Genomic DNA, 14475 nt, shown 5'->3' with positions numbered 1-14475 from the left:
GTACCCCAAAACACCCACCCACCAGAGCAACGCTGCAGGTCAAGCGACTACCGACCGCGAGAATCAGCCGGGGTGTCCAAACTCAGGTTAGAGACCCTCATAAGGCGCTGAACTGCAGGTTAGCGGCATAGGTGGTTGAGCAAGACCACGACTGACCGGCTCATAACTCAGAGATCGCAGGGGACTTCGCAGCCGTGGCGGCAGTTATTAGAGGGGTGAGTGTCCGGTTCTGGGATCCGCCATTTAGATGACAATGAACGCCCGCAATTCCCGTGACAACGCGCTGTCAGTGCAGGTTGGTGCGGCGGGAGATGTTATGCAGTTTGGCAACCTACAGTTGAGACCCCGCAACACTGGAAAGTGCCCGGTTCATTAGAGGTGGATATCACGACGGCGATCATCGATCTGCGTCTGCAAACGGTGAAACTGAGCGTTTCGCGGCGGCCGAGGTGTCGGAGGCAGCACTGTTTGGCGCGATTCCGTGGCGTACGTTTCGCTGGTACAAAGGGCAGCGTCATTGCTCGTGGTGTTATTGGGCCGCCACCGAAGACAACACTGTGATCTACGAGTCACGGTTGGAACTGTCGTCGCTGTTGATGGCGGATTTCGACGTCTCGGTGCTTGTTCCTACCGATCCGGGGTCAGTGTGTGAGGCTCGTCGTTCATGCTTTCTGCTTGGGGTCTCCACGTCGCGGGTTTGTTGCTTTGGTGGGCCACCAGCTGGCTTCGCGTAGGAGTGTGGCGATGGCGGGCACGGTGAGGGTGCGCACGAGGAAGGTGTCGAGCAGCAGTCCGAAGCCGATGATGAGGCCGGCCTGGATCATGATGGCGACTGAGCCGACCATGAGGCCGAACATGCTGGCGGCGAATATCAGGCCCGCTGAGGTGATGACGGCTCCGGTGTTTGCCACGGTGCGCAGGACGCCGACGCGGATGTTGGTTCCGGATTCTTCGCGGAGCCGTGAGACGAGCAGCATGTTGTAGTCGGCGCCGACGGCGACGAGGATGATGAATGCGAGTAATGGTACGGGCCAGGCGATTTCGTGGCCTAGTCCCCATTGGAAGACCACAACGCCGATGCCGAGCGAGGCGAGGTAGTTCAGCACGACGGTGCCTAAGAGGTAGAGGGGTGCCAGGAGTGCGCGCAGCAGTAGGACCAGGATGACGCCGACGATGATTATGGTGGCGATGGCTAGTTGTGCGAAGTCGGCCCATAGGAGTCGTTGGATATCGGAGTTGACGGCGGGGAAGCCGGCGACGGACACGGTTGCGTCGGCGAGTGACGTGTTGGGTCGTGCGGTGTTGGCGGTGTCGGTGATGCGGCTGGCGAGGTCCATCGCCTCAACGCTGTATGGGTCGTGGCTGCTTTCGATCATGAACCGCGCTGTTTTGCCGTCCGGTGAGAGGAATTGTTCGGCGACGTCGGTGAATTGCCGGTTCTCGAATGCGTTGGCGGGCAGGTAGAAACCGCTCGAGGAGTCGGAGTCGGCCGCTGCGCGTGAAGAGTTTTGCAGTTGGGTGGCGATCTGGCTCATGCCGGACAGCATTTCGATGTTGCTGTCGGCGAGGGTGCGGACGCCGGTGGCGAGTGCTTGGGCGCCGGAGGCCAGCTGTCCGATTCCGTCCTGTAGTCGGCGGAGGTTGGTGGCCAGGTCGGCGGGGTCACCGAGGGCTCCGAATGCCTTGTCCAGCGAGGCGACTGCGTTCTGGACGTTGGCGAGGGTGCCGCCGACGGTGGCGTTGGTGGCGGGATCGTAGCGGTCCCCGAGGTCGGCGATCTGGGTGAAGAATCCGCTGTCGCGCAGAGTGACCAGGATCTTCACCTGGTCGCGGATTTGGGCGCATTGCGGGGTGGTGGCACACCACGGTGAGGTGTTGAGGGCGCCGACGAGTGGGTCGAGCTGGCTGATTGCGTTTTGGGCTTGGTTGGCCAGCGGTCGTAGTCCTGGGCTGGATTGGATGGCTTGGTCGACGGCGGGCGCGGTGGCGGATAGCTGTTGCAGCAGTGGGCGGAATTGGTTGACTTGAGTTCCTGCGGATTGGGCTTGGGTGAGGATTTCGGCCAGTGGTGTGAGGGCGGTGCGCACGGTGCTGTCGAGTTGGGCGAGGCCGTCGGCGAGCTGGTCGGCGCCGCCGGTGAGTTTGGCGAGGTCGTCTTTGCGTGAGTTGCCCTCGGCGACCGCGCCGGCCATTTTGTCGCCGATCTGGCCGTTCTGCCAGGCCAGTTCTGCTTGGTCGAGGCGCTCTCCGGTGGGGCGGGTGACTCCGGAAACTTTGGTGACGCCGGGGATCTGGGAGACGCGGGAGGCCATTTCGTCGAGGTCGGCCAGTCCTTTCCCGGTCCGCATGTCGGTCGGGTTTTCCACGACGAGGAATTCGGTGATGACGACGTCTTTGCGGAAGTGGCGGTCCAGCAGGTGGTAGCCCTGGTTGCTGGCTGTGGTGGCTGGTTGTCCCTTGCGGTCGTCGTAGCTGATTTTGATGGTTGCGGCGGCTGCCGATAGGGCGAGCAGGATGACCAGGCTGACGATGAGTAGTGGCACGGGACGGCGGACCACGGCGACGGCGACGCTGTTCCAGTAGCGGCGGGTGCGATCGGATTTGGGTTCACCGATGCCGCGTTCGGCGGCTAGCGACAGCACGGGTGGCAGCAGGGTGACGGTGGCCAGAAATCCGAACAGCACGGCGATGGCGCACGCGGGGCCCAGGGCGGCGAAGACGCTGAGCCGCGCGAAAACCATGGCCAGGAACGCGAGTGCGACGGTGGCGGCGGAGGCGAGGATGACACGCCCGATGCTGGCGGTGGCGTGGATGATGGCCTGATCGGCGGGTACTTGGGCGCGGCGCTGCTCGTGGTACCGGCTGATCAGGAACACGGTGTAGTCGGTTCCGGCGCCGAGCAGGATCGCCGTCATGAAGGCGACGGTGAACTGGGAGACCGGCATGCCCATCTCGCCGAGGGCGGACAGCACGCCGCGCCCGACCGCCAGGCTCAACCCGATTACCAGCAGCGGTAACAGCGCGGTGAACACCGACCGGTAGACGATCAGCAGGATCAGGGCGATCACGCCCGCGGTAGCGATTGAGATCAGCAGCAGGTCGTGCTCGGCCGAGGCGATCATGTCGCTGAAGGTCGCCGGTGGTCCCGTCACTTGCACGGTCGTGGTCGAGCCGGTGAACACCTCCGCCGCGATGTCGCGCACCGCGTTGACGGATTCGGCGGCCGTGGGGTCTCCGAGGGTGCCGGCGACGCCGACGGGCAGGTACCAGGCTTTGCGGTCGACGCTGACCGCCTGGGCTTCGGTAATCGGATCGGCCAGTAGGTCCTGCACCAGCAGGACGTGGTCGCCTTCGGACTGCAACCGGCTCACGAGTTCGCCGTAGCGCTGCCGTGCAGTCGGAGTCAAGCCATTGGGGTCTTCCATGGCGACAAACACCATGGTTTTCGAGCCTTCTTCGCCGAACGCGGCGCTCATGCGGTCAACCGTCTGCAAGGACGGCGCATCGCGAGGAATGAGGTCCACCGACTGTTGGCGCACCACGGTTTCCAGCTGGGGAAACAGCAGCGCGAGAACCACCGCGGCGCCCAGCCATACCCCGATGACCAGCGCTTTGTGCCGGAGGGTGAACCGGGCTAGCGCTGCCAACCGTTCGCTGTACTCGCGGGTGTCGGCCGGGTCGGGGGATCCGTTGGCGCCCCGACCAGAACGCGTGGCCTGGCTTGGGGAATCTGCAGTGCCGTCGGTCACTAGACCTCCACTGGTAGCGTAGCGATACTGTCGGTATCGCTACGCTACCGCATGTAGTGCACGTGGTGGCGGCCGCTATCGAGTAGGCCCGCGGCCGCGGTCACAGTAGGCAGCGGAATGGTCGAACACTCAGTTGGCTTTTGGAAGCCAAGGCCGACGCTGTTCAGTCGACGACACTGGCCTTGGATGTCGTTCAGGGTCTTGCTGTTGCTGGTCCCCGACGTTGACATCGAATGCACGGACGGCCACATCGCGTAGCGGGGCCGCGGGCCGCTACCTGTGGGGTCGGGCTTCGGTTGTGGCCGACTGGTCCGTGTTCTGCAGCAGCACGTAATTGCCGAGGCTGCCCAGGAAACCTGCGCAGTGCTGAACGAGTTCATCGGTGGTGAACTCGAGTTCTCCGTCGAGTCGGCGGCGCAAGACTTCGAATAGCCCTCCCACGCCCAAGGTCGAAGCCAAATGGGCCACCCCCACGGCGGAGTCGGCGATGTCGAGGTGGAGTCTGGCTTCGCGCAAGACGAGGTCGGTGAAACCTGCCATCAGTTCGCTGCGTAGCTCTCGGAGCAGCGGTTCGGTGGCAGATTCCACGAACAGGATCCGACCCAGCCGAGGGTCGTTGTCGATCATGCTGACCAGCCTGCGGATCGGCGCGTACGCCAGCACCTCCGGTGGCTCGCCGGCATCGGGGATCGCGTCGACTATCACCTCCTGGAAGGTGGCATAGAGCTGCTGGTAGACAGCCCGCAGGAGGGCGTCTCGGCCGGAGAAGTGCTGGTAGAAGTAGCGTGACGTGACGCCTGATTCAGCGCAGACGGCAGTCACAGTGGCGGCGGCAACACCGCGCGTGCCGATCAACTCGGTTGCGGCCTCGATGAGACGAGTGCGCCGGTTCCGGTGACGCTCCTCGGCGGACATCCCGCTATACACCCGCGCCGAAACCACGTGGATAGCTTGCCATCTAATTCTGACAAGGCTTAGAGTCAGATTGCCAGCGTGCCTTTGACGAACGGGAGAACAACATGAGCGACGATTCGTCCACACGGCCCACCACGCGGGTCGTCCCGAAGCCCCGCCGTGTTCGATTCGACATGCCTGCTGGGACCAGTCGGCAGCACTTCGTCGATGGCGACTTGGTGATGAGCCACTTTGTGTCCACCTTGTCGGCCACGTTCCCCGAAGGCGAAGACTTCTTCATCCGGTCAGTCCGCGAGTACCGGGACCACATCAGCGACGCTGACCTCAAGGAGGCGGTCAAGGGATTCATTGCACAAGAGGCCACCCACCGACACCAGCATCGGCTGCTCAACGATCGGCTCCAAGCGATGGGCTATCCCACCGAGGGGATCGATCGGCATATCAAGAAGTTGGTTGGCCGACTTGAGAAGCGTTTTTCTCCCAGGATGCGCCTGGCTGTGACGGCCGCCCTGGAGCACTACACGGCGACATTCGCCGAAATCATTCTCACCAGCGACGAAGCTCAAGAATTGATCGGCGACACCGAAGTGCGGCCTATTCTGCTCTGGCACGCACTGGAAGAATGCGAGCACAAGGCCGTCGCTTTCGATGTCTACGAGACGGTCGGTGGAAGCGAACGCACCAGGGTCTGGGGGATGCGGATCGCCAGCCTCCTCTTGTTCAGCGAGTTGGTTATCCAGACCACCCGCTCTCTGGCCGGTGACCGTGCCGCCTACAACCCGGTGCGGTTGCTGCGCAGCCTTCGAGCCTTCCGGCATAACCCGCTATTCAGCTCAGCAGCAATTGAGCGCTTTCGTTCCTACTCCCGCGGCGGATTTCATCCCGACGACTGGGACAGCGCAGAAATCCTCGAATGCTGGACCAAGGAACTCTTCGACGCCGATGGTCGCCAACAAGCGCGTAGCAGCGTCTAGCTCGACCAGAGCCTGTCGCGGTCTATTCGGCGTGCCGAAAGGCGTTGTGAGGGCCTCCTCTTAGTCATAGGCGGCGTTTCAATAACCTTGGTGGGGCCCACTTTTACTGGCCGCTCGACGCTGCCCGATCACGGCGGGGGCTGGAGGATGCTTCGGCCGAGGAACTCGGTGACGGCGGAGCCGAAGGCGTCGTTGTCGTCGCCGGCGATCATGTGTCCGGTGCCGGATACGTCGACGGTCTCGGCGTGGGGAACCAGTTGCTGGAACTCGTCGACGGTGGCTTGGGAGACCACGTCGGACAACAGGCCCCTTACGAGAAGTGTTGGGGCGCTGACCCGTCGGGCTCCGTCGATCAGCAGGTGGCTGATCGCGTCGAATTGCTCCGTTCCCGTCGTCGATTCGTCGCGGAGGAAGTCGAAGTTGGAGTGAATGAATGCCGGGTCCCACCGCCAGATCCAGCGGCCGTCGTGACGCTGCCGTAGCACCTTGCGTAGGCCGTCGACGTTGGCCGGGCGCGAGCGATGGGGGTTGTACGCGGCGATCACCTCGGCGGCGTCGGTGAGGGTGCCGAAGCCGTCGGGATGTGCGGCCATGAACGTCACTACGCGACGAGCGCCCTGGAATTCAAGCCGCGGGGTGACGTCGACCAGGACGACCGCCGCCCACGACGCCCCGGATGTCAACAGATGCGTGCCGAGCACGGTCATGCCCCCAAGGGATGCACCTACGACGGCAGGGGCGGTAGCGGCGCTGAAGTGCTCACGCACGGCGAGCAGATCGGTCGCGAGTCGCTCGAGGTCGTACCTGCCGGCGGGGTCCCAGTCGCTGTCGCCGTGACCGCGGGTGTCGTAGGCGACGACTGTGTATCCGCATGCGTGGAGGCGACGCGCTGAAGCGCTCCACGCGTGCCGGTTCTGGCCGCCGCCGTGCAGGAGCAGCACGACGGGACGGGCGTCCTCGTGGTCGTAGCAGTCGGCGGCCAGGGTGATCCCGTCCTGGGTTCGGACCCGATGCTGCACGGCGGAGGTCATGACACCTTCCTGGCAAGATCGGAGTCCGCCCGAAGCGTGCGACAGGCTACAAGCACCTTCATTGTGCGTTGCCCGCGGCGTTCACGACCGTAACCGTGCCCTGGGCTACGCAGACGGCTTTGTCGCCGTTGCTGATGTCGATGCGCGCCACTCCGCTGCGCTTGCCCAGTGACACGATGTCGGTGACGGCGACACACACCCCGCTGGACACGGGTCGCAGCAGGTTCAGCTTGAATTCGGTGGTGGCGACCCATGATCCGGCCGGAATGACGGGGTAGAACACGACTCCGAGACAGTGGTCGACCATCGCCGATAGACATCCGCCGTGCAGGTTGCCGAAGGGTGTGAGCAGTTCGGCGCGGGTTTCCATCTCTGCCACCAGCCGACCGGCAGTGAGTTCGGTGTGCCGAAAGCTCAGAAACGTCGACAGTCCACCGGCTGTGTTCGCCGATCTGAGCAGCTGGTCGGCGATCTGCTGATCGAAGTGCGCGAATGTCACTGCCACCACCATGCCCCTTTCTCCTGTCCGGTCATGGGTCGATCACCGTTCGAGCCCGCGAATCGTTTGAGCATGTCGCCGAATGCGCCGACGTCGCCGTGCGCGGCGGAGTGCTCGATATCGACGGCGACGAACCTGGCCGTCGCGGTGAAGCACGCGACGCGTCGTCGAAGTGTGGCACGAGCTAGACCGGCGTGGTCCAAGTGATGGGCAGCGATGTGTAGCCGCGGATCGGTCCGGACCGCAGCCGCCGCGCCGATTCAAGGTCGACCTCCCAGTCAGGTACCTTGTCCAGCAACGCATTTAAGGCGATGCGGGCCTCCATCCGCGCCAGCGCCGCGCCCAGACAGAAGTGGATGCCGCGACCGAAGGCGACTTGGTGCTCACTGGTGCGCTCGATGTCGAACACGTCTGGGTCGGGGAAGGCACGCTCGTCGCGGTTGGCCGACCCGAACAGCAGCAGCACCTTCTCACCTTGACGCATCGTCGTGTCGTGCAGGGTGACGTCGCGGGTCAGGGTTCGTGAAAGTCCCTGTGCCGGTGAGTCGTAGCGCAATAACTCCTCGACTGCAGGCCCCAACAGTGTTCGATCGGCGGCTAGGCGTCGGCGGGTCTGCCGATGCTGGGCCAGCACGACCGCGGAGTTCCCCAGCAGATTGGTGGTGGTCTCGTAGCCCGCGACGAGCAGCAGCGCGCAGAAGCCGAGGACTTCCTCGTCGGTCAGTCCGATCCCGTCGACTGTGGCGTTCGCCAACGCCGACATCAGGTCCTCGCGGGGATTCTTGCGGCGGTCGGCGAGGAAGTCGGTGAAGTAGGCGTAGATCGCGGCGGCGGCGGCCAGTGCATCGGTGGTTTGTCCGTGGTTGACGTCGACCTGGACCAGTTGGCTCGACCACAATCGGAACTGATCACGATCGGTGGCGGGAACGCCCAGCAGATCGGCGATCACCGCCGCGGGCAGGATCGCGGCGAAGTCGGTCACGAAGTCCGCCGATCCGGAGCCCTCGTCGAGGCGCTCGAACAACTCCGCGGCCATCTGTGTGATGGTGCCCTGCAGCCCGGCCACCCGCCGGGGAGTGAACGCCCGGCTGACCAGGGCACGCAACTGGTCGTGGCGGGGAGGGTCCATCACGATCATCATCGGCAGGAATGAGCCGATGAAGTCTGATCCCGGCGGGGTGGGGAAGATGCCGTCCACCGAGGAGTATGTGCTGTGATCCAGTGCTGCGGCCTGGACGTCGGCGTGCCGGCTCAACACCCAGGTATGGGATTCCTCGGCGCGGTACACCGGAGCCACGTCACGCAATAGCCGGTACGTCGGATAGGGGTCGTTGAGGATCGAGGCGTCGAACGGGTCGTAACGAATCTGCACCGAGACCACCAAGACCTCCGACCACCAAAGTAACGACAGTTTAGACTCGCAGCCTAAACCGGCCGAACGGGACATGGGGGCAATGCGCAAGATTCCACGTCAGATCTCTGATCGGCTTCCCGCCGCGGCGGACTTGTTTGCCGAGAAGGGGCTCAACGACTCCAAGATCGAAGACGTCGCCGCGGTGACCGGTGTGCCGAAAGCGACGCTGTACTACTACTTCGCCGGCAAAGAGGACATCCTTGCCTTCCTGCTCGAAGACCTCCTCAAGGACATCTCCGAGGCCGTGACCGCGATCGTGCACACCGACGGCACCGGTGCCGAACGCCTCGAACTCGTCATCCGCGCACAACTGCGAGCAATGGCGCAGCGGCCAGCGGTATGCCGTGCACTCATCGGCGAACTGGGACGAGCGGCCCGCATGCCGGCCATCGCCGAGATGATCAATACCGCCTACCAACAACCCGTCGAAACTCTGCTCGTCGAAGGAGCCCGCGACGGATCCCTCGTCGCCCAGCCCGACGCACGATCGACGTCCATTGCGCTGTTCGGCGCGGTCACCATCAATGCACTCATGTACCTGGTCACCGAGAACCACCTCGACGAGACGGTGGTCGCCAGGACCCTCAGCGCCGTCATGTTCGACGGCCTGCGCCCGCGCACAGGAGACCAGTCATGAGCACCTACGGCCTGTCGGTTCTCGGCGCGGATTTGAAGTCACTGGCCCAGACCGCCCAGGCCGCCGATGCGGCCGGGTTCGACGCCGTATGGGCCTCGGAGTTCTACTCCCGGTCGGGTTCGATCTCCATGGCCGCGATGGCCAACAGCACACAGAACTGCCGGATCGGTTCCTCCATTCTCTACGGCGTCGGCCGAAGCCCCCTGGTGCTGGCCACCGAGGCGCGTGATCTCGACGAACTCTCCAACGGACGGCTGGTACTCGGCATCGGCAACGGCACCAAGCGGATGATGAGCGACTGGCACGGCGTGCCCGACACCTCCGCGCCCGCGCTGCGGATGGAAGAACTCGTGATGCTGCTGCGCCGGATATGGAACCTGCATGAAGGCCCGGTCCATCACGAGGGTCGTTTTTACAGAATGAATCTCACGCCGACCGGCGACGTGGGACCCTCCAGCCGGCCGATCCCGATCGTCACCGCCGGTGTCCGGCCTCGGATGTGCGAGGCGGCCGGGCGGGTGGCCGACGGGCTGGCCGGACATCCCCTGTTCACCACCACCTACGTCGAGGAGATCGTCCGGCCCGCTATCGCCAGGGGTGCCGCGCACACCGGCCGCGACGCCAATGACGTGGAAATCATTTCCATGGTGATGTGCGCCATCCACGACGACGCCGAGGTCGCCAGGCGCGAACTGGCGCAGCAGATTGCGTTCTACTCCTCGGTCAAATCCTACGAGACGGTACTTGATGTGAACGGCTTCGCCAGCGAAGGCCGAACCATCCGGGAAGCATTCGCCCAGCGCGATTTCCCGGCGATGTTCGCCGCGGTGTCCGAGGAGATGATCGACACCATGGGCGTCGCGGGGACGGCACACGAGGTCCGTGAACAACTGAGACGCTACGACGGCGTCCTCGACCACATCATGCTGTATTCACCATCGGTTGGCATCGCTGCGGAACGGGTGCAGCAAAACCTCGACAGCATCATCGGGGAATGCTCGCCCGCCTCGATGTCGCCAGGGCAGTCCGGTCCTGGTTCAACCTGATCCACGCATTGCCGCCCACGTCGACCCGTCCCCGTGTCCGCGGCCCATTTAGTGCGTCTGCCGCGCCGACACCGCCGATGATTGCGTGGCGCTGTTGAGAATGTTGGCGTCGTCGGTGTCGGGGAGGTCATGGCGGACCACGCGAACCCGCCCCCGAGGCAGACAGGCCATGTAGCCGTGGCGCATGCCATAGAGCTCCCACGCTGTCTGTTCAACGTCGGGTTCGACATCGATGCGGTGCCCGCCCGAGAAGCTCAGGTGTAGCCCTCCATCGTCGCTGGACCAGGCTTGGGTGCACACCGCTCCGGCGAGGTTCAGCAGTGGACGTTCGTGGGTCGCGATCCTGAGGGGGTCAATACGCACCGCCTCGATGGGGTAGGTGCCGACGGCCGGAAGGGTCAATAGCAGGGGGCAGGAGATGACGATTTCGTTGTAGTCATCGAAATCCAGAACCAGGCCGCCATGCAGCGAGAGGCGTTGTACGACAAGGTTTTCGATCCATTGGGTGTACATGGCAGTCTCTTTTCGACGCATCGTTGAGCCGTATCCCCAAAGAGTACGCTAAGTAGCGCTGCGATACCAGTAGTATCGTTATCGGTTGGCGGTGGGCCGAGCAGCGTTGGTCACGACGCGCCTGGTGGCTCGGTCAATGCGGTCGCGGGTGTCGGCGGCTGTCGCGCGGTCGCCGCTGAAGGCCACGAGGTTGGCCAACCAGATGTCGGAGATGACCCCAGCGACGTGCAGATCGGCGGGGGTGGGTTCGCCGCCCCTGAGCGTGCGGGCTAGCAGGATCTGGATCTCATCGGCCGCGCGGTCGAGTTCCGCGGCGGCGCGGGTGTCTGCGACGGCGAAGGCCCGTGTCATGGCCGTCGTCAGCCATGGGTCGCGCTGCCAGCGGTCATGCAGATGTGCGGTGAGCCGTTCGAGCCGTTCCAGCGGTGTGCCCTCACCACCCGCCCAGTCGCCGGCGGAGTCGAGTCGACGGAACTCGCGCGTCAGCGCTGCTACCAGCAAGTGGGTTTTCGCCGGGAAATAGCGGTAAAGCGTGCCGACGGCGATGCCGACCCGCTCGGCAACCGTCCGCATCTGAACCGCCTCGTAACCACCCGCCGCGGCCACGGCCAAAGCTGCATCCAGAATCGTTTCCCGGCGCCGTGCGGAGGCGCGTGAACGCGACGCGTTAGCGGCCCGCTTCTCTGTAGCGACCGAGTTCGCTTCCGAAGGCAGGGTTGTCCCGCGGCTGCGCGCCTGAGGGAAAGTCATGACGGCCCCGGGTCCAGACCGCCGCCGCGCGAGAACTGCTCCAGAAGATCGCCGAAAGCGTTGACATCGCCGTGTGCGGCGAAGTGCTCAGGGCTGACGACAATGAACACTGCACTGGCGGTGAAGCGGGCGATCCCACCCTCACCCGTGCCTGTCGCCGTGACATGCAGCGCCCGCCCTTCACGAGAGACGATGTGGGCAGTAATCCGGTGGGTCTGATGCAGCGGCACCGGCCGCAAATATTCGACCGTCAGGGTGCGGGTCACCGCCGGGGTGCCGGCGATCCACAACGTGAAGCCCAGGACGTCATCACACGCGGCGGCCACGGCTCCGCCATGAGCCAGGCCCGGGGCCCCGATATGGCGCTCGTCGAACGTCACATCGGAGTACACCGCGTCGCCGCTGCGATGCACCACCAACCGCAGTCCGTGGGGGTTGTCCGGGCCGCAACCCATGCAGGTCGTGGTGTGCGAGGGCAGCCGCTCAGGCGGCAACACGCTTTTGGGCACCATCACCCTCCAATACGATCGGTTTCGCTGCGCTACCGTTAGTACCACACTGCTAGACTGCTGTGACAGCATCGCGTGAAAGATCGACCGCCGAGGTGAATGAGTGAGCGACAGTCAGTCAGTGCCAGTCCCTGACGACGACGTGGACCCTCGGCGCATCCGGTCCCGCACCCGGCTGCTGGATGCTGCTGCAACGCTTCTGAGCACCGGTGGGGTGGAAGCAGTCACCATTGATGCGGTCACCAAAGCATCCAAAGTGGCCCGAACCACGCTGTACCGCCACTTCCACAGTTCGTCGCATCTGCTCGCAGCCACGTTCGAACGCCTACTCCCACAAGTGACCACTCCGGCACCGACCAGCGGACCCCTCCGTGAGCAGCTGATCGAATTGCTCAGCCGCCAAGCCGCACTCTTCAACGACGCACCGCTGCATGTCACGACACTCGCGTGGCTCTCATTGGGGCCCACCGGCTCCAATAACGAAGCTGATGACCGCCACACATCGGGGGCGCTGCGGGCCCGAGTCGTTGACCAGTACCGTCAACCATTTGACGCCATACTCACCAGCCCGAAAGCACAAGCCGAACTTGACGACTTCGACCGGGAACTGGCGCTCTGCCAACTCGTCGGACCACTCGCCTTCGCCCGAATGACCGGGATTCGCACCATCACTCACAATGACTGCGCGAACATCGTCGATGACTTTCTCGCCGCCCACCGCAAGACCGATAGCGACGCCAAAGAGTCGAAGATAGCAACCAGCAGACGGGCCGCCCCGCGCGTCTAGCTCGGTAGGCACAACGAAATCACAGCGTCCAGCCGGCTGGTCTTTCGACCTTTCTGTCGAGGTCGGACGGCACGAACATTGTGAACGGATTTGTGAACGAGGCTGTGCAGAACAATGGCGACCGCCTCGACACCATGTGACATGGGAGATGCCAATCCCCACCCCACCTGCCCGTTAGCGACGTAGGAAGAAGTGGAAGACCGCAACCGGCCGGCTCACAACTTCGAGGTCGCGTGTCGCGCTGCATGCGCGAGATGTCAGCGGTTGACGCGATGCGATTTCTTGGACAACCGTTTGGTTCTAGGATTCGCCATTTAGATGGCAGAACTCGGCCGACATTTCAATGGCAATGCAACGGTTGCACCTGGTCGACGCGCGGACAAATGACACGCAGTTTGGCAACCTACAGTTGAGTTGACGGCATTGTGCGGGCCGTCACGCTGAACCTGTCGCGCGCGCGACGTGGCCGGCGATCCGCGAGTAGACCTGCTCGGTGGCGCCGAGGGCCCCGCCCATGATGTTGTAGCCGTGGTCGACACCGGCAACCTCGTGGTATTCGACCAAGGATCCGGCGGCATCGAGCTTCTTGGCGTAGCGGTGCCCTTCGTTTCGCAACCGGTCGTGCTCGGCGGTCACCACCACAGCGGGCGCGATGCCCACGATGTCTTCGGCGTTGGCACCCCAGGCCGGGGACGCGAGACGGTCACTGCGCTGCGCCGGATCGGGTATGTAGGCGGTGTCGAACACCTCACCCATCCAGGGTTTCAAGACAGCGCGTGCGCCAAACGCCGACGGCTTGTCCCGGGTGGGTGTCACCAAATCCAATGGGGCGTAGTGCAGTACCTGCAACGAGATGATCGGTGTGCGGTTCTCCAGTGCCAGTCGTGCGGCCGCGGCGCTGAGGTTGCCGCCCGCGCTCTGGCCACCGACGCACAGCCGGGTGCCGTCCCAGTCCCGGGCCTCGTCGGCGGCCCAGCACACGATGTCGTAGATCTGTTGCGGCGCTGCAGGAAAGCGGCGACGCGGCGCCAGCGCGTAGTCGGGGTTCACCACCACGACGCCGGCGTTGGCGGCCAGGTACCGGCACCACGGGTCGTCTTGCTCGGGATGCCCGACGACGAACCCGCCGCCGTGGACGTTGGCGTACACCGGTGGGGATTGAACTTCCGATGGTGGGTGATAGATCGTTGCGGTGACGGGTCCATGGCGAGTGGGGATGGTGACCTGTGCGGTGCGGCCGGGGATGTCGGCGAAGCGCACCGCCGCCTTCGGAGCGGGATTGACCGCGGCGGCGAACACCCGGGCCACGGTGTCGGCGACGACGGGGACGGGCAGGATCGACATGGTGTGCTCCGTGGTGTGAGTCGGCTACTGGGCCTGCAGCGGGCCGGTGAACGACTTCCTCAGCGCCTTCGGTGCGGCCAGCGGCAGCAGGGCGGCCAGGGATCGTCGTGCGAATGTCGTTGGACGGCGGGTCAGTTCGGCGTCGATGGTGGGCCACATGGCGGGCCGGGCGGGCGAGAAGTCGGTAAGCACGGCCATGAGGTCGGGTGCGCTGAGCGCAGAGGTCATCTGCAGACGAACGGTGGGCATGGGTTTTCCTATCCGGGGTGTGGGTGGTTGCCAAGCTTGGTGACGGCGGCCGGCTCGT

Annotated in this window: 14 protein-coding genes; 4 read left to right on the top strand and 10 right to left on the bottom strand. The window is 64.3% G+C overall.

Annotation, left to right across the window (positions count from 1 at the left end; translation table 11 throughout):
- Positions 1–662 precede the first annotated feature (662 nt).
- Together BN976_RS04200 and BN976_RS04195 are read right to left on the bottom strand one after the other, a co-directional pair.
- Positions 663–3749, bottom strand: a complete 3087-nt coding sequence (locus BN976_RS04200) for an MMPL/RND family transporter (protein ID WP_036368189.1) — start codon at positions 3747–3749, stop codon at positions 663–665.
- 273 nt (positions 3750–4022) lie between these two features.
- On the bottom strand, positions 4023–4664 hold the full coding sequence (locus BN976_RS04195; RefSeq protein WP_011777634.1) for a TetR/AcrR family transcriptional regulator: 642 nt from the start codon (positions 4662–4664) through the stop codon (positions 4023–4025).
- 104 nt (positions 4665–4768) lie between these two features.
- Between BN976_RS04195 and BN976_RS04190 the strand changes: the two genes are divergently transcribed.
- On the top strand, positions 4769–5638 hold the full coding sequence (locus tag BN976_RS04190; protein ID WP_011777635.1) for a metal-dependent hydrolase: 870 nt from the start codon (positions 4769–4771) through the stop codon (positions 5636–5638).
- A 128-nt stretch (positions 5639–5766) separates the two neighbouring features.
- On the opposite strand, the gene BN976_RS04185 is transcribed toward BN976_RS04190, so the two are convergent.
- The 3 genes from BN976_RS04185 to BN976_RS04170 all read right to left on the bottom strand — a co-directional run bounded on the left by BN976_RS04185 (position 5767) and on the right by BN976_RS04170 (position 8549).
- A complete protein-coding gene (locus BN976_RS04185) occupies positions 5767–6669 on the bottom strand; it encodes an alpha/beta fold hydrolase (protein ID WP_036368185.1) in 903 nt (300 codons plus the stop codon).
- 58 nt (positions 6670–6727) lie between these two features.
- Entirely contained in the window at positions 6728–7180 is a 453-nt protein-coding gene (locus tag BN976_RS04180) for a PaaI family thioesterase (protein ID WP_011777637.1), read from the bottom strand.
- Positions 7181–7352: 172 nt separating this feature from the next.
- Positions 7353–8549, bottom strand: coding sequence for a cytochrome P450 (locus BN976_RS04170; RefSeq protein ID WP_011777638.1), 1197 nt, complete (start codon positions 8547–8549; stop codon positions 7353–7355).
- 73 nt (positions 8550–8622) lie between these two features.
- Here BN976_RS04170 and BN976_RS04165 point away from each other — a divergent pair, with 73 nt between their 5' ends.
- Together BN976_RS04165 and BN976_RS04160 are read left to right on the top strand one after the other, a co-directional pair.
- Entirely contained in the window at positions 8623–9219 is a 597-nt protein-coding gene (locus BN976_RS04165; RefSeq protein WP_011777639.1) for a TetR/AcrR family transcriptional regulator, read from the top strand.
- Positions 9216–10265, top strand: a complete 1050-nt coding sequence (locus BN976_RS04160; protein WP_036368179.1) for an LLM class flavin-dependent oxidoreductase — start codon at positions 9216–9218, stop codon at positions 10263–10265. The genes BN976_RS04165 and BN976_RS04160 overlap by 4 nt, the downstream gene beginning before the upstream one ends.
- 48 nt (positions 10266–10313) lie before the next feature.
- On the opposite strand, the gene BN976_RS04155 is transcribed toward BN976_RS04160, so the two are convergent.
- The 3 genes from BN976_RS04155 to BN976_RS04145 form a co-directional block, all read right to left on the bottom strand.
- Complete coding sequence (locus tag BN976_RS04155; protein ID WP_036368176.1) at positions 10314–10778, bottom strand: DUF6188 family protein; 465 nt, start codon at positions 10776–10778, stop codon at positions 10314–10316.
- Between the two features lie 78 nt (positions 10779–10856).
- Positions 10857–11528, bottom strand: a complete 672-nt coding sequence (locus BN976_RS04150) for a TetR family transcriptional regulator (protein WP_011777642.1) — start codon at positions 11526–11528, stop codon at positions 10857–10859.
- Positions 11525–12040 (bottom strand): PaaI family thioesterase, encoded by a 516-nt coding sequence (locus tag BN976_RS04145; protein ID WP_199558884.1) that lies wholly within the window; start codon positions 12038–12040, stop codon positions 11525–11527. Before BN976_RS04145 ends, BN976_RS04150 begins: the two co-directional genes overlap by 4 nt.
- 100 nt (positions 12041–12140) lie before the next feature.
- On the opposite strand from BN976_RS04145, the gene BN976_RS04140 reads away from it, so the two are divergent.
- Entirely contained in the window at positions 12141–12824 is a 684-nt protein-coding gene (locus BN976_RS04140; RefSeq protein ID WP_051558274.1) for a TetR/AcrR family transcriptional regulator, read from the top strand.
- A 435-nt stretch (positions 12825–13259) separates the two neighbouring features.
- Here the strand turns inward: BN976_RS04140 and BN976_RS04135 are convergent, their stop codons facing one another.
- Complete coding sequence (locus BN976_RS04135; RefSeq protein ID WP_011777645.1) at positions 13260–14168, bottom strand: alpha/beta hydrolase; 909 nt, start codon at positions 14166–14168, stop codon at positions 13260–13262.
- 24 nt (positions 14169–14192) lie between these two features.
- The gene (locus BN976_RS04130) at positions 14193–14417 is read right to left on the bottom strand and encodes a hypothetical protein (RefSeq protein ID WP_036368173.1); all 225 of its coding nucleotides are present in this window, start codon (positions 14415–14417) and stop codon (positions 14193–14195) included.
- Positions 14418–14475 lie beyond the last annotated feature (58 nt).

Source organism: Mycolicibacterium austroafricanum, from assembly GCF_000612725.1.
GTDB classification, from domain to species: Bacteria; Actinomycetota; Actinomycetes; order Mycobacteriales; family Mycobacteriaceae; genus Mycobacterium; species Mycobacterium austroafricanum.
Note: the sequence above shows the minus strand (reverse complement) of the source record. Positions and strands in the feature narration are given on the sequence as shown.